The organism is Streptomyces sp. TRM49041 (assembly GCF_008271805.1).
Lineage (GTDB): Bacteria > Actinomycetota > Actinomycetes > Streptomycetales > Streptomycetaceae > Streptomyces.
On record NZ_VSRY01000095.1, the window covers coordinates 13,028 to 37,091 of the forward strand.

Annotated in this window: 23 protein-coding genes and 1 pseudogene; 7 read left to right on the plus strand and 17 right to left on the minus strand. The window is 71.4% G+C overall.

From position 1 onward, the window contains the following. The first annotated feature begins 125 nt into the window (after positions 1-125). Both FVS66_RS09140 and FVS66_RS09145 read left to right on the plus strand, forming a co-directional pair. Complete coding sequence (locus FVS66_RS09140; RefSeq protein ID WP_149180625.1) at positions 126-1,034, plus strand: 5'-3' exonuclease; 909 nt, start codon at positions 126-128, stop codon at positions 1,032-1,034. Positions 1,035-1,082: 48 nt separating this feature from the next. Further along, positions 1,083-1,922: a siderophore-interacting protein gene (locus FVS66_RS09145; RefSeq protein ID WP_149180626.1), complete on the plus strand. Its 840-nt coding sequence runs from the start codon at positions 1,083-1,085 to the stop codon at positions 1,920-1,922. A gap of 125 nt (positions 1,923-2,047) precedes the next feature. Here FVS66_RS09145 and FVS66_RS09150 read toward each other — a convergent pair whose 3' ends face one another. After that, positions 2,048-2,698 (minus strand): MerR family transcriptional regulator, encoded by a 651-nt coding sequence (locus FVS66_RS09150; RefSeq protein ID WP_149180518.1) that lies wholly within the window; start codon positions 2,696-2,698, stop codon positions 2,048-2,050. A 183-nt stretch (positions 2,699-2,881) separates the two neighbouring features. On the opposite strand from FVS66_RS09150, the gene FVS66_RS09155 reads away from it, so the two are divergent. The 4 genes from FVS66_RS09155 to FVS66_RS36535 all read left to right on the plus strand — a co-directional run bounded on the left by FVS66_RS09155 (position 2,882) and on the right by FVS66_RS36535 (position 7,202). Further along, positions 2,882-3,799, plus strand: a complete 918-nt coding sequence (locus FVS66_RS09155; protein WP_149180627.1) for a hypothetical protein — start codon at positions 2,882-2,884, stop codon at positions 3,797-3,799. Further along, complete coding sequence (locus FVS66_RS09160; protein WP_149180519.1) at positions 3,796-4,317, plus strand: ABA4-like family protein; 522 nt, start codon at positions 3,796-3,798, stop codon at positions 4,315-4,317. Before FVS66_RS09155 ends, FVS66_RS09160 begins: the two co-directional genes overlap by 4 nt. Before the next feature lie 70 nt (positions 4,318-4,387). After that, the gene (locus tag FVS66_RS09165) at positions 4,388-6,421 is read left to right on the plus strand and encodes an HAD-IC family P-type ATPase (protein ID WP_316248175.1); all 2,034 of its coding nucleotides are present in this window, start codon (positions 4,388-4,390) and stop codon (positions 6,419-6,421) included. After that, positions 6,336-7,202 (plus strand): HAD-IC family P-type ATPase, encoded by an 867-nt coding sequence (locus FVS66_RS36535; protein WP_316248176.1) that lies wholly within the window; start codon positions 6,336-6,338, stop codon positions 7,200-7,202. Before FVS66_RS09165 ends, FVS66_RS36535 begins: the two co-directional genes overlap by 86 nt. Positions 7,203-7,279: 77 nt before the next feature. Here FVS66_RS36535 and FVS66_RS09170 read toward each other — a convergent pair whose 3' ends face one another. The 11 genes from FVS66_RS09170 to FVS66_RS09220 all read right to left on the minus strand — a co-directional run bounded on the left by FVS66_RS09170 (position 7,280) and on the right by FVS66_RS09220 (position 18,774). Beyond that, positions 7,280-10,108, minus strand: a complete 2,829-nt coding sequence (locus tag FVS66_RS09170) for an RNA helicase (RefSeq protein ID WP_149180520.1) — start codon at positions 10,106-10,108, stop codon at positions 7,280-7,282. Between the two features lie 173 nt (positions 10,109-10,281). Next, positions 10,282-11,226, minus strand: a complete 945-nt coding sequence (gene tatC, locus FVS66_RS09175) for a twin-arginine translocase subunit TatC (protein WP_149180521.1) — start codon at positions 11,224-11,226, stop codon at positions 10,282-10,284. An 86-nt stretch (positions 11,227-11,312) separates the two neighbouring features. Then, positions 11,313-11,594, minus strand: a complete 282-nt coding sequence (gene tatA, locus FVS66_RS09180; RefSeq protein WP_149180522.1) for a Sec-independent protein translocase subunit TatA — start codon at positions 11,592-11,594, stop codon at positions 11,313-11,315. Between the two features lie 186 nt (positions 11,595-11,780). Beyond that, positions 11,781-11,984 carry a hypothetical protein gene (locus FVS66_RS09185; protein WP_149180523.1) on the minus strand — a complete coding sequence of 68 codons (204 nt, stop codon included), beginning with the start codon at positions 11,982-11,984 and terminating at the stop codon, positions 11,781-11,783. Positions 11,985-12,003: 19 nt separating this feature from the next. Further along, positions 12,004-12,276 carry a hypothetical protein gene (locus FVS66_RS09190; RefSeq protein WP_149180524.1) on the minus strand — a complete coding sequence of 91 codons (273 nt, stop codon included), beginning with the start codon at positions 12,274-12,276 and terminating at the stop codon, positions 12,004-12,006. Positions 12,277-12,316: 40 nt separating this feature from the next. Then, the gene (locus FVS66_RS09195) at positions 12,317-13,273 is read right to left on the minus strand and encodes a WYL domain-containing protein (protein WP_149180525.1); all 957 of its coding nucleotides are present in this window, start codon (positions 13,271-13,273) and stop codon (positions 12,317-12,319) included. Positions 13,274-13,319: 46 nt separating this feature from the next. Beyond that, entirely contained in the window at positions 13,320-14,306 is a 987-nt protein-coding gene (locus FVS66_RS09200; protein WP_149180526.1) for a YafY family protein, read from the minus strand. Between the two features lie 205 nt (positions 14,307-14,511). Then, positions 14,512-14,883, minus strand: coding sequence for an FKBP-type peptidyl-prolyl cis-trans isomerase (locus tag FVS66_RS09205; RefSeq protein WP_149180527.1), 372 nt, complete (start codon positions 14,881-14,883; stop codon positions 14,512-14,514). Between the two features lie 42 nt (positions 14,884-14,925). Beyond that, on the minus strand, positions 14,926-15,909 hold the full coding sequence (locus tag FVS66_RS09210) for an FKBP-type peptidyl-prolyl cis-trans isomerase (RefSeq protein WP_149180528.1): 984 nt from the start codon (positions 15,907-15,909) through the stop codon (positions 14,926-14,928). 210 nt (positions 15,910-16,119) lie between these two features. Then, positions 16,120-17,481 carry a Pup--protein ligase gene (gene pafA / locus FVS66_RS09215; protein ID WP_149180529.1) on the minus strand — a complete coding sequence of 454 codons (1,362 nt, stop codon included), beginning with the start codon at positions 17,479-17,481 and terminating at the stop codon, positions 16,120-16,122. Positions 17,482-17,490: 9 nt separating this feature from the next. Then, positions 17,491-18,774, minus strand: coding sequence for an MFS transporter (locus FVS66_RS09220; protein ID WP_149180530.1), 1,284 nt, complete (start codon positions 18,772-18,774; stop codon positions 17,491-17,493). Positions 18,775-18,921: 147 nt separating this feature from the next. Between FVS66_RS09220 and FVS66_RS09225 the strand changes: the two genes are divergently transcribed. Continuing rightward, entirely contained in the window at positions 18,922-19,950 is a 1,029-nt protein-coding gene (locus FVS66_RS09225; RefSeq protein WP_149180531.1) for a LacI family DNA-binding transcriptional regulator, read from the plus strand. 72 nt (positions 19,951-20,022) lie between these two features. On the opposite strand, the gene prcA is transcribed toward FVS66_RS09225, so the two are convergent. The 5 genes and pseudogenes from prcA to dop all read right to left on the minus strand — a co-directional run bounded on the left by prcA (position 20,023) and on the right by dop (position 23,841). Then, on the minus strand, positions 20,023-20,799 hold the full coding sequence (prcA, locus tag FVS66_RS09230) for a proteasome subunit alpha (RefSeq protein ID WP_149180532.1): 777 nt from the start codon (positions 20,797-20,799) through the stop codon (positions 20,023-20,025). A 38-nt stretch (positions 20,800-20,837) separates the two neighbouring features. Continuing rightward, complete coding sequence (prcB, locus tag FVS66_RS09235) at positions 20,838-21,683, minus strand: proteasome subunit beta (RefSeq protein WP_149180533.1); 846 nt, start codon at positions 21,681-21,683, stop codon at positions 20,838-20,840. Next, positions 21,635-21,822, minus strand: a pseudogene (locus tag FVS66_RS09240) (endonuclease domain-containing protein); the annotation flags it as partial. The gene prcB and the pseudogene FVS66_RS09240, both read right to left, overlap by 49 nt. 148 nt (positions 21,823-21,970) lie before the next feature. Then, on the minus strand, positions 21,971-22,189 hold the full coding sequence (locus FVS66_RS09245) for a ubiquitin-like protein Pup (protein WP_062646942.1): 219 nt from the start codon (positions 22,187-22,189) through the stop codon (positions 21,971-21,973). Positions 22,190-22,329: 140 nt separating this feature from the next. Then, positions 22,330-23,841, minus strand: coding sequence for a depupylase/deamidase Dop (gene dop / locus FVS66_RS09250; RefSeq protein WP_149180534.1), 1,512 nt, complete (start codon positions 23,839-23,841; stop codon positions 22,330-22,332). Positions 23,842-24,064 lie beyond the last annotated feature (223 nt).

The window sequence follows — 24,064 nt, forward strand, 5'->3', positions numbered from 1 at the left end:
TCCTCTTCCTCTTCCGACCACCTTACGCAGCGGGAGTACCGCCGAGTAGCGCAAACGGCTGAAGCGCTTCGGCACCTGTCCTGTCCGTGCCGTACGGCATCATGCGAGGTGTGACGCGACGCCTGATGCTCCTCGACACCGCTTCCCTGTACTTCCGGGCCTACTTCGGGGTCCCCGACTCGGTGAAGGCCCCGGACGGCACGCCGGTGAACGCCGTGCGCGGACTGCTGGACTTCATCGCCCGGCTGGTGCAGGACCACCGGCCGGACGATCTGGTCGCGTGCATGGACGCCGACTGGCGGCCGGCCTGGCGGGTGGAGCTCATCCCGTCGTACAAGGCACACCGGGTGGCGGTGGAGACGGCGGCCGGCCTGCCGGACGAGGAGGAGGTCCCGGACACGCTGTCGCCGCAGGTCCCGGTGATCGAGGCGGTCCTCGACGCGGTGGGCGTCGCGCGGGTCGGTGTCGCCGGGTACGAGGCGGACGACGTGATCGGCACGCTCGCGGCGCGGGCCACCGGCCCGGTGGACATCGTGACGGGCGACCGGGACCTGTATCAGCTGGTGGACGACTCCCGGGGCGTGCGGGTGCTGTACCCGGTGAAGGGCGTCGGCACGCTGCAGGTGGCGGACGAGGAGTGGCTGCGCGGGAAGTACGGCGTGGACGGGCCGGGGTACGCGGATCTGGCCACGCTGCGGGGCGACCCTAGCGATGGGCTGCCGGGCGTTCCCGGCGTCGGCGAGAAGACGGCGGCGAAGCTGCTGGACGCGTTCGGGGACCTGGCGGGGATCATGGCGGCGCTGGAAGACCCGGCGGCGAAGCTGACCCCGGCCCAGCGCAAGCGGCTGGACGAGGCGCGCGACTACCTGGCGGTCGCGCCGAAGGTCGTACGGGTCGCCGACGATGTGCCGCTGCCGCCGTTCGACCCGGCGCTGCCCGCCGGGCCGGTGGATCCGGTGGCGCTGCGGGGACTGGCGGAAAAGTGGGGACTCGGGGGGTCGCTGGAGCGGCTGCTCGCCGTTCTGTCCCGATGAGGTGTTAGCTTAGGCATGCCTAAGCAACCACTTCCCTGGGAGATCGCCGTGGCGGAAGCGCCGTCCCGCAGGACACCGAAGGCCCATGAGGCTCAGGTGGTGCGCACCGAGCGGATCGCGCCCCACATGGTGCGGATCGTGCTCGGCGGCGAGGGACTGGACGCCTTTGCCACGAGCGGCTTCACGGACCACTACGTCAAGATCCTCTTCGCGCCGGAGGGCGTGACGTACCCGGAGCCGTTCGACCTGGAGCGCATCCGGGAGGAACTGCCGCGCGACCAGTGGCCGGCGCAGCGCACGTACACGGTGCGCGCGTGGGACGCGGTTCAGCGCGAGCTGACGGTCGACTTCGTCGTGCACGGCGACGAGGGGCTCGCGGGGCCGTGGGCGGCGCGGGCGCGGGCCGGCGACACGGTGCGGTTCCTCGGGCCGGGCGGTGGCTATGCGCCGGACCCGGACGCGGACTGGCATCTGCTGGTCGGCGACGAGAGCGCCCTGCCGGCCATCGCGGCGGCGCTGGAGCGGCTGCCGGAGGGCGCCGTGGCGTACGCCTTCATCGAGGTCGCGGAGCCGGACGACGAGCTGAAGATCGCCGCACCGGCCGGCGCCGAGATCCAGTGGCTCCCGCGGCGCGGCCGCCCGGTCGGCGAGGCCCTCGTCACGGCGGTACGGGACCTGGCCTTCCCGGCCGGCACGGTCCACGCGTTCGTCCACGGCGAGGCCGGCGCGATCAAGGAACTCCGCCGCCACCTCCGCGTCGACCGCGGCGTCCCGCTCGACCGCCTCTCCATCTCGGGCTACTGGCGCCTCGGCAAGACGGACGAGGCCTGGCGCGCCGTCAAGCGCGAGTGGAACGCCCAGGTGGAACGCGAGCAGGAAGCCGCGTAGGGCTGTTCCCACCGGGCGGTGGCCGACCGGCACAGCGCCTTGTCCAGGGCCTCCGAGGTCCGCGGGGCGCCACCCGGAGGGCGCGGGCGCCGAGGCCGCGAAGAGTGCCGCGTCGTGCCCCGCCCTCACACGCTCGGCGGCAGCGCCTCCCCGCCGTACGCACGGGCCGACGCGTCGACCTGGGCGAGGCGCCGCAGGGAGACGAGGAGGGCGTCGCCCAGCACCGTCCCGACCACCGCGCTCTCGACGACCTCCTCCCGCGCCACCTCACCCGTCACATAGGCCATATCCACCGCCGCCACCCGCTCGGCCGCCTCCGCGTATGTGTCGAGCGAGAGGTCCACGAGCCGCTCGTGCCCCAGCCGCCTCAGCGCGGCCAGCGTGTCGGCCAGCGAGCGGGCCGCCGGGTTGCCCGGATGGACCCGCCACCCCCGCCGGGCGATCAGCTCCGCGACCTGCTCCGCCGCCGCCTCCCGCGCCGCGTCGTCCTCGCCGCCCTCGCGCGGCGCGATGTGGTCGTGCGCCGCGCCCAGCACCTTGTGCACCGACCGCGACGGGTCCTCGATCGCCTCCAGCACGTCCCGGATGGCCGCCACTGACATCCCGCCCACGTCGATCAGCGCGCGGACGAGCCTCAGCCTTCGCACGTGCGACTCGTCGTAGCGGGCCTGGTTGGGGCTGCTCAGCTCCCCGGCCGGCAGCAGGCCCTCCCGTACGTAGTACTTGATCGTCGGCACCGAGACACCGGTCCTGCGACTCAACTCACCTACACGCACGCCACGTTCACCCGCCCTTTCGTGCCCTGACCTTGCCAAGGCCCACTCCATCATAGATAGTCTCACTATCGGATAGCGGAGAGTGTCGCTATCCATTCCATCTCTGGGGGGTGCCTCATGTCGTCGTCCTCGCTCCACCGACTGCCCGGCCTGCACCGGCCGCTGGTGGTCGCCGCCGCCGCCATGGCGGTCACGGCTGTCGCGGCCGCGGCCGGCCTGGTCCTGGACGACCGCCTGCTGAGCGGCGTGCCGATCTGGTCGAAGCCGTTCAAGTTCGGGGTGTCCTTCGCCGCCTACTGCCTGTCCTTCGCCTGGATGCTGTCCCTGCTGCCCCACCGCGGCCGGGCGGGGCGGCGCGCCGCGTACGGGGCCGGGACGGTCGTCGCGCTCGCCTGTGTGGTCGAGATGGTCCTGATCGCCGGCCAGGCCGTCCGCGGCGAGCGCAGCCACTTCAACTACGAGACGCCGTTCGACACCGCCGTCTACAACGCGATGGGCGCGACCGCCGCGGTCCTCTGGTTCGCCACTCTGGCCATCGCCGTACTCCTCTTCCGGGCCCGGCTCGCCGACCGCGCCACCGCCTGGACGATCCGGCTCGGCACGGTCCTCGCCCTCATCGGCGCGGCGTTCGGCTTCGTCATGGCGCAGCCCGCGCCCGGCCAGCGGCGAGGCGTCTCCGACACCGTCGGCGCGCACAGCGTCGGCGTCCAGGACGGCGGTGCCGGCATGGCGCTGACCGGCTGGTCCACGACCGGCGGCGATCTGCGCATCCCGCACTTCGTCGGCATGCACGCCCTGCAGGTGCTCCCGCTCCTCCTGCTCGTGCTCGTCGCCCTGGCGCCGCGCTTCCGGCGGCTCGGCGACGCGCGTGTACGGCTCCGCCTCATGCTCGTCGCCTCGGGCGCGTACGCGGCGGTGCTGGCCCTGGTCAGCGTGCAGGCCGTGCGGGGACAGCCGCTGCTCGGCCCGGACGCGGCCACGCTCGGCGCCGCCGCGGCCGTCGTGGTGCTCACGGCCGCAGGGGTCCTGGCGTCCCTCCGTACCGCCCCCGCCCCCACCGCCTCCCCCACCACCGCGAAGGACCGGGAGTCCGCACGGTGACCGTCCTCCTCTTCGAGCTGTCGTTCGCCCTGGCCGCGCCGGTCTGGCTGCTGATGATCCTGGCCCCGAAGTGGTCGTGGACGGCGCGCGTCGCCGCCTCACCGCTGACGGTCGTACCGATCCTGCTGGTCTACCTCGGCCTCGCCGCCCCGGTCGTGCCCGAGCTGTGGGCGGCCGTGCGGGAGCCGGACCTTGAGACGTTCCGCGCGCTGACCGCCCTGGCGGACGGGGCAGGGGCGATCTGGGCCCAGGTCATCGCCTGGGACCTGCTGATCGGCCAGTGGGTGTTCCTGGAGTCCCGCAGGCTCGGCCTCCACCCGCTGGTGAGCGGCCCGCTGCTGGTGCTGACCATCCTCCTGTCCCCCGTAGCCCTGCTGCTCTTCCTGCCCCTTCGGGCGGCTCTCGCCCACCGAACGGCGAAGGGCCCGTCGGGCAGACCGGGCCGGGACCTGACAGCCTCCGTCGGGCCGGACGGCCCTGGAACGGATGCGGCACACCCAGCATGGTGGAGATCGTAGGAAACGTGCGGGGACGGACCGGTCGCGTCAGCGGGGGTCCCGCGGCCGCACCACCGGATCGGAGGGAGTCGTGCCCTCAGGCAGGGACACCACACGCAGCACCGGCGGCCCGAGCCGCAGCCGCACGTACCCCGGCGCACCCACCACCCCCCGAGCCTCCGCCCACCACAGTCTGGCGTCCCACGAGGTCGTCCTGCTCCTCGGCACCGACCCCCGGCGCGGGCTGGAGTCCGAGGAGGCGACGCGGCGGCTGGAACGGTTCGGGCCCAACGCGCTGCCCACGGCCGCGCGCGGCGGTCCGCTCCGGGTGGCCCTGCGCCAGTTCCACCACCCGCTGATCCACATCCTCATCGCCGCCGGAGCGATCACCGCCGCCCTCGGCGAGTATGTCGACTCCGCCGTGATCTTCGGTGTGGTCCTCGTCAACGCCCTCGTCGGCTACCTCCAGGAGTCCAAGGCCGAGGCGGCCCTGGACAGTCTCCGTTCGATGGTGCACACCACCGCCCGCGTCGTCCGCGACGGCCTCGAACGGAACGTGCCGTCCGAGGAACTCGTGCCGGGCGACCTCGTACAGGTGGAAGCCGGCGACAAGATCCCCGCGGACCTCCGGCTGCTTCGCGTCACCGGACTGCGTGTGGACGAGTCCGCACTCACCGGGGAGTCCCTGCCGGTCGCCAAGGACGAGACCGTTCTGGACGCCCGCACCCCTGTGGCGGACCGCCTCAACATGGTGCACTCCGGGACCCTGGTCACAGCGGGCCAGGGCTCCGGCATCGCCGTGGCGACCGGCGCCGAGACAGAACTCGGCGAGATCCACCGTCTGGTCGGCGCCGCTGCGACGCTGGCCACACCTCTCACCGCCAAACTGACCGCCTTCAGCCGCGTCCTGACCGTGGTCATCCTCGCCCTGGCCGCCATCACCTTCGCCGTCGGCATCGCGCGCGGACAGGACGCGGTCGACACGTTCACCGCCGCCGTCGCCCTGGCCGTCGGAGCGATCCCGGAGGGCCTCCCCGCCGCCGTCACCATCACCCTCGCCATCGGTGTCGCACGCATGGCCAGGCGCCGGGCGCTGATCCGCCGGCTGCCCGCCGTCGAGACCCTGGGCAGCACCACGGACATCTGCTCGGACAAGACCGGCACACTCACCGAGAACCAGATGACGGTACGGGCGGTGTGGACGCCTGACGCCAGGTACGACGTGTCCGGCTCCGGGTACGACCCCGAGGGCGCCATCGAGCGCGCCGACGGCGGCGGAATCGCCACGGCCGACGACAGTGCCGCACTGCGCTGGTGCCTGCTCGCCGGCGCCTGCTGCAACGACGCCACACTGACCCGCGAAGGCCACGAATCGCACAAAGCCCACGAAGGCCCCCGAGCCGGCCGCTGGACCGTCATCGGGGACCCCACCGAGGGCGCGCTGCTCGTCTCCGCCCACAAGGGCGGAATCCCGGCCGCGGTACGCGAGCGGTACCCGCGCGTCGCCGCGATCCCGTTCAGCTCCGACCTTCGCTATATGGCCACCCTGCACCGCGACACCGGCACCGGCACCGGCGAGCACCTCCTCCTCGTCAAGGGGGCGGTGGAGCAGGTCGCCAGCCTGTGCTCGGGGCAGCTGGCCGCCGATGGCACCACGCGCCCGCTGGACCTGGCCGCCGTGCTCACGGCCGCCGAGTCCCTCGCCGCCGCCGGGCTGCGCGTCATCGCCACCGCCGTACAGACGCCCGCCGACCCCGATGCCTTCGGCGAGGACGACCTCCCCGGCAGACTCGTGCTCGCCGGACTGCAGGCCATGCTGGACCCGCCCCGCGCCGCGGCGGGCGCCGCCGTCGAGGCATGCCACAGCGCGGGCATCACCGTAAGGATGATCACCGGGGACCACGCGGCCACGGCCGGTGCGATCGCGAGCCGGCTCGGCCTCCTCCCCCCCTGGCACCGAGCAGCACCTCGTCCTCACCGGGACCGATCTCGCCGCCCTTCCCGCCGACGCCTACCCGGACGCCGTCGACCGTGCCCGCGTGTACGCCCGGGTCTCCCCCGAGCAGAAGCTCCGCCTGGTCGAAGCCCTCCAGGACCGCGGCAGGGTCGTGGCCATGACCGGTGACGGCGTCAACGACGCGCCCGCCCTGCGCCAGGCGGACATCGGCATCGCGATGGGCGCCGGTGGCACCGAAGTCGCCAAGGACGCGGCCGACATGGTCCTCACCGACGACGACTTCGCCACCATCGAGTCCGCCGTCGAAGAGGGGCGCGGCGTATTCGACAACCTCACCAAGTTCGTGGTGTGGACCCTGCCGACGAACATGGGTGAGGGCCTGGTCATCCTGGTGGCCATTCTCCTCGGCACGACCCTGCCGATCCTGCCCACGCAGATCCTGTGGATCAACATGACCACCGCGGTGGCCCTGGGCCTGATGCTCGCCTTCGAACCGAAGGAGAACGGCATCATGACCAGGCCGCCCCGTGACCCGGCACGCCCCCTTCTCACCGGGCCCCTGATCGTCCGCGTGGTGCTGGTCTCCGCCCTGCTGCTGGCCGGCAGCTGGTGGGTGTTCTCCTGGGAGCAGGGCCTCGGCGCCGACGTGGCCGAGGCACGCACCGCGGCCCTCAACGTGTTCGTCGCCGTGGAGCTGTTCTACCTCTTCAGCTGCCGCTCGCTCACCCGCTCGGTGTGGCGCGTCGGCCTGTTCTCCAACCGGTGGGTCGTCGGAGGCGTGCTGACCCAGATCGCGGGCCAACTCGCCCTGACCTACCTTCCGGTGATGAACAGGCTGTTCCACACGGCGCCCCTGTCCGCCGAGTCGTGGCTGCGCATCCTCGGCGTGGCGCTCGTCACCTCCGTCGCCGTCGCGGCCCACAAGCGCTACGGCAGCAGGCCGATGTGACGCCGAAGGGCCCGGCCGGAACAACCGGCCGGACCCTTCCGGACATACGCGCCGGGCCTCCCAGGTGCTACCGGGTGTCAGCCCACCGAGCTGTACGCGACCACACCCCGCAGCAGTCCGTCGACCGCCTTGCGGGCGCTCTTCGCCACCGTGCTGTCCTCGCGCGGCGCGGCCGCCGCGATCTGACCGAGCACATCGATGACCTGCTTGCACCAGCGGACGAAGTCACCGGCCGGCATCTCCGCCTCCCGCAGCACCTCGTCCAGGCTCTTGCCCGACGCCCACTGGTGCGCGGCCCAGGCGAACCCGAGGTCCGGCTCACGCTGCCCGACGCCCTCCGCCTGACTGACCCTGAACTCCTCCTCCAGGGCGTCCAGTCGGCCCCAGATCCGCACCATCTCGCCCAGCGCGGCCTTCGCCCTGCCCGACGGCACCTTGGGCACGACCGCGTCGTCCGACTGCCGCGCCTCGTACACGAGCGCCGACGCACACGCCGCGAGCTCGGCCGGGTCGAGGCCCTCCCATACGCGCTCGCGCAGACTCTCGCTCGCCAGCAGGTCCAGCTCGCCGTAGAGCCGGGCGAGCCGCTTGCCGTGTTCGGTGACGTCGTTGCCGCGCAGATAGTCCAGCTCGGTCAGCAGGGCCACGATCCGGTCGAAAGTGCGGGCGATGGTGTTCGTCCGGCCCTCGATGCGGCGCTCCAGCTGCCGTGTGTCCCGCTGCAGCCGGTGGTACCGCTCCGCCCAGCGCGCATGGTCCTCGCGCTCGTCACAGCCGTGGCAGGGGTGGGCGCGGAGGTCGGCGCGGAGCCGGGCGATCTCGCGGTCGTCGACGGCGGCGGACCGCTGCCTGCGGTGCCGCTCCGGCGCGATGTGCCCGGCCTTCGTGCGCAGCGCCGAGGCCAGGTCGCGGCGTGACTGGGGCGAACGCGGGTTGAAGGAGCGCGGGATACGCATCCGCTCCAGCGGCTCGACCGGCACCGGGAAGTCGATCGACGCGAGCCGCTTGACCTGGCGCTCCGCGGTGAGCACCAGCGGGCGCGGCCCGTCGTACTGCTCGAAGCCGCGGTGGCCGTTGGACCGCCCGGCCGACAGGCCCGGGTCCAGGACCAGCGCGAGCCCGGCGAACTTGCCGGTCGGCACGTGGATGACGTCACCTGGCTTGAGCCGCTCCAGGGACGTGGCCGCGGCGGCGCGCCGCTGGGCCGCCCCCTGTTTGGCCAGCTCGGTCTCGCGGTCCTTGAGGTCGCGGCGGAGCCGCGCGTACTCCTCGAAGTCGCCGAGGTGGCAGGTCATGCCCTCCCGGTAGCCCTCCAGGCCCTCTTCGTTGCGCTGCACCTGACGCGAGATGCCGACGACCGACCGGTCCGCCTGGAACTGGGCGAAGGAGGTCTCCAGCAGTTCGCGCGAGCGGTGCCGCCCGAACTGGTCGACCAGGTTCACCGCCATGTTGTACGACGGCTTGAAGCTGGACCGCAGCGGATACGTGCGCGTGCCTGCGAGGCCCGCCAGGTGCGTCGGGTCCATGCCGCGCTGCCAGAGCACCACGGCGTGGCCCTCGACGTCGATGCCGCGCCGCCCCGCTCGTCCGGTCAGCTGTGTGTACTCGCCGGGTGTGATGTCGGCGTGCTGCTCGCCGTTCCACTTGACGAGCTTCTCCAACACCACTGAACGGGCCGGCATGTTGATGCCGAGCGCCAGGGTCTCGGTGGCGAACACCGCCTTGACGAGGCCGCGGACGAACAGTTCCTCGACGACCTCCTTGAAGGTGGGGAGCATGCCCGCGTGGTGGGCCGCGATGCCCCGCTCCAGCCCTTCGAGCCACTCGTAGTAGCCCAGGACGTGCAGGTCCTCGGAGGGGATCGACGCCGTGCGCTCCTCGACGATCTCGCGGACGCGCCCGCGGGCCTCCTCGTCGTTGAGGCGCAGCCCGGCGACGAGGCACTGCTGGACGGCGGCCTCGCAGCCCGCGCGGCTGAAGATGAACGTGATCGCGGGCAGCAGTCCCTCTGCGTCGAGGCGCTCGATGACCTCGGGGCGGCCCGGGGTCCAGATCCGCGACCGCTGGCGGCGCTCCCGCTCGCGGTCGGCCTCGCGCACCATCTTGCCGCGGCGCCGGTCGCGGGGGTTGTACGTGCGCGAGTTCTCCATGCGGGCGAGGCGGACCAGGTCGGGGTTGACCTCGCGGCGGGCGACGCCGCGGCCGCCGTGGTCGGTCTCCTCCTCGAAGAGGTCGTAGATCCGGCGGCCGGCCAGGACGTGCTGCCACAGCGGCACGGGGCGGCTCTCGGAGACGATCACTTCGGTGTCGCCGCGGACCGTGTCGAGCCAGTCACCGAACTCCTCCGCGTTGGAAACGGTCGCGGAGAGCGACACGAGCGTCACCGACTCGGAGAGGTGGATGATCACCTCTTCCCACACGGCGCCGCGGAACCGGTCGGAGAGGTAGTGCACCTCGTCCATGACCACGTACCCGAGACCGCGGAGCGACTGGGAGCCCGCGTAGAGCATGTTGCGGAGCACCTCGGTGGTCATGACGATCACCGGCGCGTCGGAGTTGACGCTGTTGTCGCCGGTGAGCAGGCCGACCTTCTCGGGGCCGTAGCGCTTGACGAGGTCGGTGTACTTCTGGTTCGAGAGCGCCTTGATCGGCGTCGTGTAGAAGCACTTGCGGCCCTGTTCGAGGGCGAGGTGCACGGCGAACTCGCCGACGATGGTCTTGCCCGAGCCGGTCGGTGCGGCGACGAGCACGCCCTTGCCCGCCTCCAGGGCGTGGCATGCCTCGATCTGGAACGGGTCCAGCTCGAAGTCGTAGAGATCGCGGAAGGCGTGGAGCGCGGTGGCCTGCTCGGCGGCCCTGAGCCGGGCGGCCGCGTACGCTTCCGCTGGTGTGAGGTCGTCTGTCATCTTGCTATCGAGACTACCCGGCGGCGCCGACAGTCAGCTCAGCGTTTATTCGACCTTGTTCAGGGCTTCTTCCGGCGGCCGGCACCGGCGCCTTCCGGCGCGGCGCACAGTGAACGGCCGACCGCGCAGCGCGTGCGCGGCCGGCCGTCCGAATCCTTACGGCGGTGGCCGGGTCAGGTGATGTCGTCGTAGCCGTTGACGCGCCTGGCGGTGCTGTCCGCCTCGCCGCTCGCCTGCTCCGGCAGGGCGGGGGCGGTGCGGACCGGTTCGCCCGGGCCGACGTCCTCGGGGGTGAGGTCGAGCGTGGATGCCTCGTCGTCGCTCAGCTCGGGCCCCTCGCGGCGGCTCTTGCGGCGGTCGTTGAGAAGGGCGAACGCGACGGCGGCGAAGTACAGGGCGGTCATCGGGATCGCCAGGGCGACCATCGACAGCGGGTCCGTGGGCGTGACGATCGCGGAGAAGATCGCGATACCCATCACCATGCCGCGCCACCAGCCGAGCATCCGCCGGCCGCTGACCACGCCGCCCGCGTTGAGCAGGGCGAGCAGGAGCGGCATCTGGAAGGCGAGACCGAAGGCGAGGACCAGCTTGATGGTCATGCCAATCATGTCGTCGACGGTGATGTAGTTGACCGAGCCGTCGACGCTGAAGCTGAGGAGCAGCGGAACCGCGTGCGGGAGGATCCAGTACGCGAGGTAGCCGCCGAAGACGAAGAGCGGCGTACCGACCACGACGGTGGAGACCGCGTACTTCTTCTCGTTGCGGTGGAGGCCGGGCGCGATGAACGCCCACAGCTGGTAGAGCCAGACCGGGGCGGACGCGACGAGGGCGGCCATGATGGCCACCTTGACGTATGTGGTGAACGGGGACGTGATGCCGATCTGCGAGAGCACGGCGCACTTGCCGGCCTGCGCGGCCGGGTCCTGCTCGCTCAGGCAGCGGGGCACGGGGGCGCTCAGGAACTCGGCGATGTCCTTGGAGAAGAACAGCGCCACGATCATCAGCGGCAGGAAGGCAAGGAGCGACTTGAGCAGTCGGTTGCGCAGCTCGCGCAGGTGGTCGACCAGGGGCATCCGCCCCTCGGGGTCCTTGGGCTTCTTGCGGGCAGACTTGAGCAACCCACGTCCTTATCTCGGAGAGCGGCCGACTGTCCGGGCGGCCACCCGATTACCTGTGACGAACCGTGAAGCGTGTGACGGCCGTCTCAGCCCTGGGCGGTCCGCTTCGGCTCTTCGACGGGGCGGGCGGAGGCGACGTCCCCGGGGGCGGCCTGGATGGTCCTGGGCGCCGCGGTCTGTTCCGCCGTGCCGGCGGTCTGCTGCGCGTCGTCCTTGGGGCCGTCGTTCTTCATGGCGGCGGCCTCGCTCTTGAGGATGCGGGCGGACTTGCCCAGCGAACGGGCCACCTCCGGCAGCTTCTTGGCGCCGAAGAGCAGCACGACGATCCCCAGGATGATGGCCAGCTGCCAGATACCGACCTGACCCATGTTTGCCTACCTTCTGACCGAGGTCACCTGAACCGGAGCGGTGCGGACGCATGACTGTGCAGACCGCCCGCGCGGGTAGTCATCGTAACCCTCTGGGGTAAACACGGGGCAATCCCCCGACGTACCCGTGGTGTGCGGAGTCACGGGTATGACGTGCCGTTCCGCGGCCGGCCGGGTGGTGCGCCGTCACGGGCGGGGCAGTGTCTCGCCGGTCTTCGCGAGGTCCGCCGCGGACCGTTCCAGGTCTTCGGCGGCACGGCCGATCCGCTCTGTGGCGTAGGTCACTTGACGGCCGAGGCGCTGGGCCTCGGTGAACACACGGATGCCGAGGAGTCCGAGGACGGCGATCCCGAGGAACCCGAGGGCGACGGCGAGCATGGGCCAGAGCATGGGCAGAGCCTAGACGGTGTCAGACGGTGGAGTGGAGCCGCAGCGTCCGCACGCCGCCGCCGGTGAGGAGTTCGACGATCCGCTCACCGGCCGGCTTGCGCACGGCGGAACCGCACTCGGGGCAGGTGAAGGAGTAGAAGGTCGTACGGCGGCTGGCGCCGATGGCGAGGCGCAGCGAGCCGGCCGACAGCTCGAAGCGGCCCCGGCACTCGGGGCAGGCGGCCTTGAAGAGGACCGGTCCGCGTGGCGCCGGGATGCCGGGCAGAAGAGCCGTGTCTCCCGTGTCCCCCATGACTTTCATCTCCCCATCCGGTGGCGTGCTGGATGCCCGGTCAGTCCTGGCCGTCGTACGCGGCGAGCGCTTCCCGCGCCGCCCGCTGCGCACTCTCCGCAAGGGCGGGCGGCGAGACGATCCGCCCGTCGCGGCCCAGGCGCAGGGCGAGCCGCCGCAAGGAGGCCGGATCGGGGGTGCGCAGCGCGATGCGGAGGCCGCCGTCGGGCAGCTCCTCGGCGCTGTCGTGCGGGTAGTACTCGGCGACCCAGCGTCCGCCGGGACCCACCTCGACCACGACCTCGGGGTCGTCGGCCGACGGCTGGACGAGCCCTTCGGACAGGTCGCGCAGCTCGATCTCGGGGGGTGCGGACGGCTCGTCGAGGATCCGGATCTCCGCCACCCGGTCGAGCCGGAAGGTGCGCCGCGCCTCGGAGAGCCGGCACCACGCCTCCATGTACGTATGGCCGACGGCGAACAGCCGGATGGGGTCGACCTCGCGCTCGGTCAGCTCGTCGCGGGCCGGGGAGTAGTAGCGCAGCCAGAGCCTGCGCCGTTCCGAGATGGCCCGGTCGACCTCGGCGAAGACGCCTCCTTCGGACTCGAAGGTCACGGACAGGCGGGCGCTGGCGCCCGCAGCCTCCCCGGCCGCCGCCTCCAGCTTGGCGGTGGCGCGCAGCAGCGCCTCACGGTCGCTCTCGCGCAGCCCGGGCAGCGTGGCGACGGCGCGGGCGGCGACGAGCAGGGCCGTGGCCTCGTCGGCGGCGATGCGCAGGGGCGCGGCGACGTCGTCGGGGTTGTGCCACCAGATCTGCTCGCCGTCGGTGTCGATGTCGAGCAGGTCACCGCCGCGGAAGCTGGTGCCGCACATGGGCAGGACGTCGAGGTCGGCGATCAGCTCGGCCTCGGTGATGCCGAAGGCGCGGGCGACGTCGCCGACATGGGCGCCGGGGCGTTCCCGCAGGTAGGTCACCAGGGAGAGCATCCGCCTGGTCTGGTCGATCGCGTTGGGGGCCATCGCTCGCTCGTCCGTCCGTCCCGTCCGTGTTCCTCAGCAGCCCTGCTCAGCAGCCCTTGGCGACGGCGCGCAGCCGGTCCACCACGTCCGCGCGCAGGTCCGCGGGCTCCTGTACGACGACGTCGGGGCCGAACTCGACCAGCCAGGCGTCCAGACCGTGCCCGTACGGGATCTCCAGTTCGTCCCAGCCGTCGCCGCGGGGCCGTACGGTCAGGGCGCGGGCTCGCAGCGGGTAGCCGCAGTCGGCGCGCAGCCGGATGAGCGCCGTGCGGGTGGCGCTCTCGCCGGCCCAGCGTTCCACCGTCTCGCGGACGGTGGAGACGTCCGGCACGGGAGCGGTGAAGGCGCCGGCCCGCGAGCGGACCTTGCCGGTGATCCTGGAGAGCCGGAAGACCCGCTCGGCGCTCCGGTCGCGGTCCCAGCCCGCCAGGTACCAGTGGCCGCGCCAGCACTCCAGCGTCCAGGGCTCGACATGCCGGGGCTCCGCGCGGGCCGCGTTGGACTTGCGGTACTCGAAGACGACGGGCCGCCGGTCGCGGCAGGCCAGCATCAGCGGTTCGAAGGCGGTCTCGTGGACCGGGATGCGCGGTTCGAGGGCGCCGGGCCGGTCCTCGTACGGGTCCTCCGCCTCGGGCATACCGGCGGCGCGCAGCTTCTGCAGGGCGCCGCTGGCGGCGCCGGCGAGGCGGGCCTGCTGCCAGACCTTGGCGGCCAGGCCGAGTGCGGCGGCCTCCTCGGCGTCGAGGTGGACGGGCGGCAGGCGGTTGGAGTCACGGCGGGCGAGGTAGCCGGTCTCGCCTTCCAGGTTCTCGACGGTCTCGATGACCAGGCCGAGTTCACGCAGATCGTCCTTGTCCCGCTCGAACATGCGGTTGAACGAGTCGTCGGAGGTGGACGCGCCGCCGTCGCCGGGGCCGAACGCCTCGACATATGCCTCGATGGAGCCGCGCAGCTCGCGCTTGCTGAGCGGGCGCCGCGTCCCCAGCAGGCACAGCGCAAGATTCATCAGCCGCTCGGCCTTGGCAATGGCCATCGACGCCCAGCACCTCTTCTTATGGAGTCACTATCGCCCGATGACCGTACCGTCCCGGGGTGGCGTGACAAAAGTCGCCCCCGGATCACCTCGAACACCTGTCGCGGCCGGGGGAACGGGGGCCGGACGGTTGAGGGCCCGCGCCGGTCGGGCTCGGGCCCTCGGAGGCCGGTTCCGTCGCGCGCGTGGCGCGACGGACGGCGGATCAGACCGCGACGAGGTCGCAGACGAAGATCAGCGTCTCGCCCGGCGCGATCTTGCCGCCGGCGCCACGGTCGCCGTACGCCAGGTGCGGCGGGATGACCAGCTGGCGGCGGCCGCCGACCTTCATGCCCTGAACGCCCTTGTCCCAGCCCGGGATGACCTGGCCGACACCGAGCTGGAACTGCAGCGGGGTGCCACGGTTCCAGGAGGCGTCGAACTCCTCGCCGGAGGAGAAGGACACACCGACGTAGTGAACCTTCACCATGTCGCCGGCCTTGGCCTCGGCGCCGTCGCCGACCCAGATGTCCTTGATCTCCAGATCGGCCGGCGGCTCGCCACCCGGGAAGTCGACCTCGGGCTTGTCGATGCTCACGTCAGTGCTCCTGTTGATCGTTTGTGCACAACCCGCACAGTCTTACATCTTCGCGAGGATGTCGAGTGTGAAGACCAGGGTGGAGTTGGCCGGGATGCCCTCCGACGCCTGGTCGCCGTAGCCGAGGTCCGGCGGCACGACCAGCATGACGCGGCTGCCGACCTTCTTGCCGGCGAGGCCCTCCTGCCACCCCTTGATGAGCTGCTGGAGCGGGAAGGCGGCGAGCTGCTCGCGGGAGTAGGTGGAGTCGAACTCCTTGCCGCCGTCCCACAGGACGCCCTTGTACTGGAGCAGCAGCTTGTCCTCCGGCTTCACCTCCTCGCCGTCACCCTCGAGGATGTACTCGGCGACGAGCTTCTTCGGCGCGGCGGCCTTCGGGACGGTGATGCTCGGCGCCTTGCCGTCGGTGTTGGTGCCGACCTTGGGCAGGGCCGCGTCGTCCTGAGGGGCCTCCTTGCCCTTGGCGGAGCTCTTGCCGTTGAAGGTGTCCTGGACGTCGATGACGAACACCATCGTGTCGGTGCCCTTGATGTCGCCGCGGCCCTCGGAGCCGTAGCCCAGCGACGGCGGGACGGCCATCTCGACGCGGCTGTTCGTCTTCTTGCCGGCCAGCCCGATGCGCCAGCCGTCGATGACGGAGCCCTGCTGGAGCTGGATCACCAGCGGCTGCTTACGGTCGTAGGAGTTGTCGAAGACCTTCGCCGTGTCCCAGATCTGGCCCAGGTAGTGGGCCTGGACGTAGTCCCCCTCCGCGACGGTCGTGCCCGAGCCGGCGATGACCGTCTTCACGGCCAGGTCACCGGACGGCTTGCCCTCGCCCTTGGCGACGGTCGGCTTCTCACCGAACTTCGTGCCGGCCGTGATGGCGGGGACCGGACCGTCCACGACCTTCGCGGAGGCGCCGGGCTCCGGGGCCGACGGGCTCTCGGCGACCTGGTCCTTGTCCTTGTCTGCCGTGTCCTCACCGCAGGCCGAGAGCGTGATCAGGCCGGCGGGAACCGCGAGGAGGAGGGAGCGACGACGCACGGGAAGCCTCGTATCTGGTCGGGGGTCGATCTTGCGACTGGCGTGCGCGCCACTCTACGGCGTGCGCCGGGCACCGCACGAGGAACGTACGCACCTCCCGGCACGTTCCCCGCCCCGACTCCGCTCCCCCGCTTCCCCACTTCCCCTTCCGGACACGCCTCGGGCCCCGCACCGGTCGCCCGGTGCGGGGCCCGAGGCGCTGACACGCGCTCACATCCCGGCGATGAGCTTCTCCACCCGGTCGTCGACCGACCGGAACGGGTCCTTGCACAGCACCGTGCGCTGCGCCTGGTCGTTCAGCTTCAGATGCACCCAGTCCACCGTGAAGTCACGGCGCTGCTCCTGGGCACGGCGGATGAAGTCGCCACGCAGCCGGGCCCGGGTGGTCTGCGGCGGCACCGACTTGCCCTCGAAGATCTTCAGGTCGTTGCAGACCCGGGCGGCCTGCCCCTTCTTCTCCAGCAGGTAGTACAGCCCGCGGCGGCGGTGGATGTCGTGGTAGGCGAGGTCTATCTGGGCGATCCTCGGGTGCGACATGGTCATGTTGTGCTTGGTCCGGTACCGCTCCAGGAGCTTGTACTTCATCACCCAGTCGATCTCGGTGCCGATCCGGTCGAGATCCTCCGTCTCGATCGCGTCGAGGGTCCGCTCCCACAGCTCCAGCACCTGCGCCACCGTGCCCGTACGGATACCGCGCCGGTCCACGAAGTCGGCGGCCTTCTCGAAGTACTCCCGCTGGACCTCCAGCGCGGACGCCTCACGGCCGCTGGCCAGACGCACCTTGCGCTGGCCGGTGATGTCATGGCTGACCTCGCGGATCGCCCGGATCGGGTTCTCCAGGGTCAGGTCGCGCATCACCGTGCCGGCCTCGATCATCCGCAGCACCAGGTCGGTGGCGCCGACCTTCAGCAGCGTCGTGGTCTCGGACATGTTGGAGTCGCCGACGATGACGTGGAGGCGCCGGTATCGCTCGGCGTCCGCGTGCGGCTCGTCGCGGGTGTTGATGATGGGCCGGGACCGGGTCGTCGCGGAGCTGACGCCCTCCCAGATGTGCTCCGCGCGCTGGCTGACGCAGTAGACGGCGCCGCGCGGGGTCTGCAGCACCTTGCCCGCGCCGCAGAGCAGCTGGCGGGTGACGAGGAACGGAATGAGGATGTCCGCGAGCCGTGAGAACTCGCCGTGCCGGGCGACGAGGTAGTTCTCGTGGCAGCCGTAGGAGTTCCCCGCCGAGTCGGTGTTGTTCTTGAAGAGATAGACGTCGCCCGCGATTCCCTCCTCGTGCAGGCGGCGTTCGGCGTCCACGAGCAGACCTTCGAGAATGCGCTCACCGGCCTTGTCATGGGTGACCAGCTCGGTCACGCTGTCGCATTCGGGTGTTGCGTATTCCGGATGCGATCCCACGTCGAGGTAGAGGCGGGCGCCGTTCCGCAGAAAGACGTTGCTGCTGCGGCCCCATGACACGACACGGCGGAAGAGGTAGCGCGCCACTTCGTCAGGAGACAGTCGGCGCTGTCCCCTGAACGTGCACGTGACGCCGTACTCGTTCTCCAGCCCGAAAATGCGGCGGTCCATGACAGAACATTACGCCTGACGGCCCGCGCTGAAACCGGGTTCGACGGTACCGTTTCGATCATTTTCCGATACGCGCACCACGTGTTCGGCCGCCTGCGCCGCCTTTCGCGGAGAAACCGCCAGCACCCCGCGCGTGGCCAGCAGCACCAGCAGCGCGGCGAGCCCGCCCGCGCCGGCCACCGCGAACCCCGCGGTCACACCCGCCAGCTCCAGGGCCGGGCCCGCCACGGCCGCGCCCAGTGCGGCGCCCACACCGAACGTGGTCACCAGCCACGAGAACGCCTCCGTCACCGTGCCGCGCAGCGCGTGCCGGTCCACGACGATGAACGCGCACGCGATGGCCGGCGCCAGGAACACGCCCGAGACCGCGGCCAGGACCGTCATCGCCACCACGCCCGGGACGAGCATCAGCGGCAGGTACCCCAGCGCCAGCAGCCCGACCAGCACCCGCAGCCGGGCCTCGGGGGCGCCCGCCCAGGGCCGGGCCCCGTAGACGAGCCCGCCGACCAGCGCGCCCAGTCCCAGCGCGGCCATCAGCCCGCCGTACACGGCGTCGCCCCCGTGCCGGTCCGCGTAGGCCATCGCGGCCACCGTGATGGACCCGAGCGCCAGGCCGACGAAGAAGAACGAGCCGAGCAGCGCCAGCAGTCCGCCGGAGCGCAGCGCCCCCAGCCAGTGCGCCTCGCGCGGCTCCGAGCGCCACGCGCGCGAAGGGGCCGACACGACCACCGACAGTGCGCCGAGCAGCCCCGCCACATTGATCACGAGCAGCGCGGCGGCCGGCGACCAGAGCCAGACCAGCAGCGTCACCAGCAGCGGCCCAACCGTGAACATGACCTCCTGGGCGACCGCGTCCAGCGCGTACGCCCGGTGCACCCGGTCCTCCCTGCCCAGCACGCTCGGCCACAGGGCACGCAGGCCGCCTTCCAGGGGCGGCGTGAAGAAACCCGCCACGACCACGGCGGCGAAGGCCACCGGCAGCACCCCGATCCCCGCCGCCGCCAGCCACACCATGCCCAGCGCCGACACGACCGCCGCCGGGAACTGCACGCGCGGCTGCCCGTACAGGTCGACCGCCCGCCCCAGCAGCGGCTGCCCGGCCGCCGTGGCGAGCCCGTACACGGCGGCGAGCGCGCCCGCGAGGCTGTAGCCGCCGCCCTCCGCACGCGTGAACAGCACGATCGCGACATGCGCGGTGCCGTTGGGCAGACGGCCCACCAGCGTGCCCACGAGCAGCCGCATGGCGTGCGGTGCCCTGAGGATGTCGGCGTACCCGCCGCCTGTCACGCCCATGTCCTGCTCCCCTCCCCGGCGCACCACGCACGAGGTTTTACGTATAACCTGGATTCGTCATACGTACCATGTCGGCAGCCGCGGGTCCACCCCGCGCACCGCCACGCAGAAGCCGGCGGTCACGGACACCGATACGGAGGCGGACCAGTGAAGGCCCCGGAACCGCTCGGCGGGCCCCGCCCCACCAGCCGCGACGTCGCCCGCGCCGTCGGCGTCTCCCAGGCCACCGTCTCGCTCGTCCTCGGCGACAAGTGGCGCGGCCGCGTCTCCGAACGGACCGCCGGACTCGTCCGCGACACCGCCCGCGAACTCGGCTACCGGCCCAACCTCGCCGCCCGCAACCTGCGCCTCGGCCGCACCCGCACCGCGCTGCTCGTCGTCCCGGCGCTCACCAACGAGTTCTTCGCCCGCGTCTACACAGGCGCCGCCGGGGTGGCCGCCCGGCACGGCTTCGGCGTCGTCCTCTACCCGTCCCCCGAAGGCGTCGGCCCCGCCAAGGACCCGTTCGCCTCCGCCCGGGCCGCCCTCGACGGCGTCATCGCCAGCTCCATGGCCACCGGCGCCCTCACCGCCTTCCGGGGCACCGACCTGCCTCTCGTCATGCTGGACAGCGACCCCGCCGACCCCGGCTCCGCCGTGCAGGTCAACCTGGACATGGCGGACGGTGTGCGTCAGGTGACGGACCATCTCCTGGGCCTCGGGCACCGCCGCTTCGCACACCTGGCCTCGGCCGTCCCGTCCTGGACCTTCGACGTCCGCGCCAAGGCCCTCGCCGCACGCCTCGGCGGACGCCCCGACATCACCGTACGCACCGTCCCGGCGCCCCTCGACGTGGCCGGCGCCCGGGAGGCCGCCGAACGGGCCCTGACCGCGCCGGGGCCCCGCCCCACGGCCCTGGTCTGCGACGACGACATCGTCGCCGCCGGCGCCTGCAAGGCCGTACGGCGGCTGGGGCTGCGCGTCCCGGAGGACGTGTCGGTCACCGGATTCGACGACCTGGCGCTGGCGACCGCCCTGGAACCGGAGCTGACCACCGTGGGCCTGCCCGCCGAGCGGGTCGGCGAACGGGGCATGGAGGCCCTCCTCGCCGTCCTGGACGGCCGTACACCGGACAGCGCGGACCTGCCGGTCACCCTGCGGGTCCGCGGCTCCACCGCCCCACCACCGCAGGACTGACGGGCACAGAAATGCCCCGGCCCGCCCTTGGGGGCGGACCGGGGCGCTCAGCGCGTGAAATCTGGCCGGAAACTACGCCTCCGAGTCCTCCGGACCCTCGGCGATCTCCGACTCGTCATCGGCGTCGTCCGTCGGGGCGCTCGCGGGCTCCTCCGCCGCCAGCAGCCGCGCCAGCTGCCGCCCGACGATTCGCCTGAACTTCCGCGACTGCGGACGCGTACGGTCCAGCACGGCCACTTCGAGCCGCTCCGCGGGGATCTCCCGCTCGCTGCCGTTGGTGTCCCGCGACAGGGCCTGCACGGCCAGCTTCAGCGCCTCCGCCAGCGACATGCCGTCGCGGTGGCGCTGGTCCAGGAAGCTGCTGATCTGCTCGGCGTTGCCGCCGACCGCGACCGAGCCGTGCTCGTCGACGATGGACCCGTCGTGCGGCAGACGGTAGATCTGGTCACCGTCGGGCGAGACACCCACCTCGGCGACGACCAGCTCCACCTCGTACGGCTTCTCCCCCGCGCTCGAGAAGATGGTGCCCAGGGTCTGGGCGTAGACATTCGCCAGCCCACGCGCCGTCACATCGTCACGGTCATAGGTGTAACCGCGCAGATCGGCGTAGCGCACCCCGCCGATCCGCAGATTCTCGTACTCGTTGTACTTTCCGGCCGCGGCGAAGCCGATCCGGTCATAGATCTCGCTGAACTTGTGCAGCGCACGGGACGGGTTCTCACCGACGAAGACGATGCCGTCGGCATACTGCATCACAACAAGACTGCGCCCCCGGGCGATGCCCTTACGGGCGTACTCCGCCCGGTCGGCCATGGCCTGCTGGGGTGAGACATAGAACGGCGTCGACACCGGCTATCCGTCCCTTTCTGTCAGTGGCTGGGGGAACATCAGAGCAGCTCGGCGCGCGGGCCGTCCGGGTGTTCCATACGGCGCTCCAGGATCGAGCGGGCCACGTCGGAGGACTCCACCTCGTTCAGCCGCCGGAAACCGTCCTCCGTGATCACCGTGACGATCGGGTAGATCCGGCGCGCCACGTCCGGGCCGCCGGTCGCCGAGTCGTCGTCCGCCGCGTCGTACAGCGCCTGCACCACCAGGGTGACGGCCTGCTGCTCGGTGAGGTCCTCGCGGTAGAGCTTCTTCATCGACCCGCGCGCGAAGAGCGAGCCCGAGCCGGTCGCCGCGTAGCCCTGCTCCTCGGAGCGGCCGCCCGTGACGTCGTACGAGAAGATGCGGCCCTTCTCGCGGTCCACGTCCCAGCCGGCGAACAGCGGGATCACGGCGAGGCCCTGCATGGCCATGCCCAGGTTGCCGCGGATCATCGTGGAGAGCCGGTTCGCCTTGCCCTCCAGGGAGAGCTGGGCGCCCTCGACCTTCTCGAAGTGCTCCAGCTCCAGCTGGAAGAGCTTGACCATCTCCACGGCCAGACCGGCCGTGCCCGCGATACCCACGGCCGAGTACTCGTCGGCCGGGAAGACCTTCTCGATGTCGCGCTGCGCGATCATGTTGCCCATGGTGGCCCGCCGGTCACCGGCCAGGACCACGCCCCCGGGGAACGTGACCGCGACGATCGTCGTGCCGTGCGGCACCTCGATCGCCCCCTTCACGGCCGGCAGCGTCCGGCGCCCCGGCAACTGCTCGGGCGCGTGCTCGGCCAGGAAGTCCATGAAGGACGAGGACCCAGGCGTCAGGAAGGCAGCCGGCAGACGCCCGGTACTACGAGTGTTGGCTTCCACGAGTTCCCCTCCAGGTAGGCGGCAGCCCGACGACGGTGTCGGGATCGTCTCCCAACTTGCCGATGGCCGAATTGCAGTTGAAGCACAGTACGCCACGGACCTTACCCGTCCGGTGACGATGATCCACATGGGTGGCGGGCGGGTCCGCGCGGAAGCCCGCGGCGGGACGGCGTGCGCCGCCGTGTGAAGGCTGCTCGCGGCTCGTACACGCTCCACCGCGAGCAGCGCTCTTCACATCGTGCTCGATACCCAGCCCCCCATTACCTTAGTTTCGAAGGGAAGGGACCCTACTGGCCACCCTTTTGAACGAAGGACCGCACGAAGTCCTCTGCATTCTCTTCGAGTACGTCGTCGATCTCGTCCAGGACGGAGTCGACGTCGTCGCTCAGCTTCTCCTGGCGCTCCTTGAGGTCCTCCGAGGCCTGCGCCTCGGGTGCCTGCTCCTCGACCTCCTCGGTGGAGCGCGTGGCCTTCTGCTGCCCGCCGCCGGTGTCCTTGGTCGCCATATCCCTCACCCCGCTCGGATTGCCCGCTTGGTCAGGTGTCTCAAGATCAGACCCTACAAGCCCGGTCTGACATCGGCCCTGTCTTTCTCAACGTCCGGGGGCCACCTTCATGATTCCCTGCGGTGGCCCCGTGAAGCACCTCAGCCGCCGGAAAGGACCCGGACCAGCTCCTCCGCCGTGCGGCAGCGGTCCAGGAGCTCCTTGACGTGATCGCGTGTGCCCCGCAGCGGTTCCAGCGTGGGCACCCGCTGCAGGGAGTCACGGCCCGGCAGGTCGAAGATCACGGAGTCCCAGGAGGCCGCCGCGACGTCGTCCGCGTACTGCTCCAGGCAGCGGCCGCGGAAGTACGCCCTGGTGTCCTCAGGAGGCTGTTTCTCGGCCCGCTCCACGTCCGCCTCGTCCAGGAGACGCTTGATGCGCCCGCGGGCCGCCAGACGGTTGTACAGGCCCTTCTCGGGGCGTACGTCCGCGTACTGGAGGTCCACCAGGTGGAGGCGTGCCGCGTCCCAGTCGACCTGGTCCCGGCGCCGGTAGCCCTCCATGAGCTCCAGCTTCGCGACCCAGTCCAGCTCGCCGGCCAGGCTCATCGGGTCGTTCTCGAGCCGGCCCAGGGTGTCCTCCCAGCGGACCAGCACGTCCTTGGTCTGCTCGTCGGCGTCGGCGCCGTAGCGGTCCTCCACGTACTTCCGGGCCAGCTCGAAGTACTCCATCTGGAGCTGTACGGCGGTGAGTGTCCGGCCGCTGCGCAGCGTGATCAGGCGCTGGAGCGTCGGGTCGTGCGAGACCTGGTGAAGGGTCCGCACGGGCTGGTCCACGGCGAGGTCGACGGTGATGAAGCCGTCCTCGATCATGGAAAGCACCAGCGATGTCGTCCCGAGCTTCAGATACGTCGAGATCTCCGAGAGGTTCGCGTCTCCGATGATCACATGGAGGCGGCGGTACTTCTCGGCGTCGGCGTGCGGCTCGTCGCGGGTGTTGATGATGGGCCGTTTGAGGGTCGTCTCCAGCCCCACCTCGACCTCGAAGTAGTCCGCCCGCTGGCTGAGCTGGAAGCCGTGCTCCTGGCCGTCCTGGCCGATGCCGACACGGCCCGCGCCGGTGACGACCTGGCGGGAGACGAAGAACGGCGTGAGGTGCCGCACGATGTCCGAGAAGGGGGTCTCCCGCTTCATCAGGTAGTTCTCGTGCGTGCCGTAGGAGGCGCCCTTGTTGTCGGTGTTGTTCTTGTAGAGGTGGATGGGCTGGGCGCCGGGCAGCTGGGCGGCGCGCTCGGCCGCCTCGGCCATGATCCGCTCGCCGGCCTTGTCCCAGAGGACGGCGTCGCGGGGGTTGGTGACCTCCGGGGCGCTGTACTCGGGGTGCGCGTGGTCCACATAGAGCCTGGCGCCGTTGGTCAGGATGACGTTGGCGAGGCCGATGTCCTCGTCGGTGAGCTGGCTGGCGTCGGCGGCTTCGCGGGCGAGGTCGAAGCCGCGGGCGTCCCGCAGTGGGTTCTCCTCCTCGAAGTCCCAGCGGGCGCGGCGCGCCCGGTGCATCGCCGCCGCGTAGGCGTTGACGATCTGGGACGAGGTGAGCATGGCATTGGCGTTCGGGTGGCCGGGGACGGAGATCCCGTACTCCGTCTCGATGCCCATTACTCGCCGTACGGTCATGCGGCCCTCCTTGCCCGGCGGCGTCCCCGCGCGGGAACGGCGCTCGAGTACCGGTTCTCCGATGCGTGTGCGGTGCCCGACCCCGCACTGCGCGATTCGGCGGTACGGAAGAGCCTAGAGCGCCTTTGCGCTGAGGGGGAGATCAATTGCGTCATTGCTCCGGTGTGGTCCATACGTGGCGGTTCCCTGTGGAAAGCAGGCGGCTGCGGATGCCCTCCCCCTT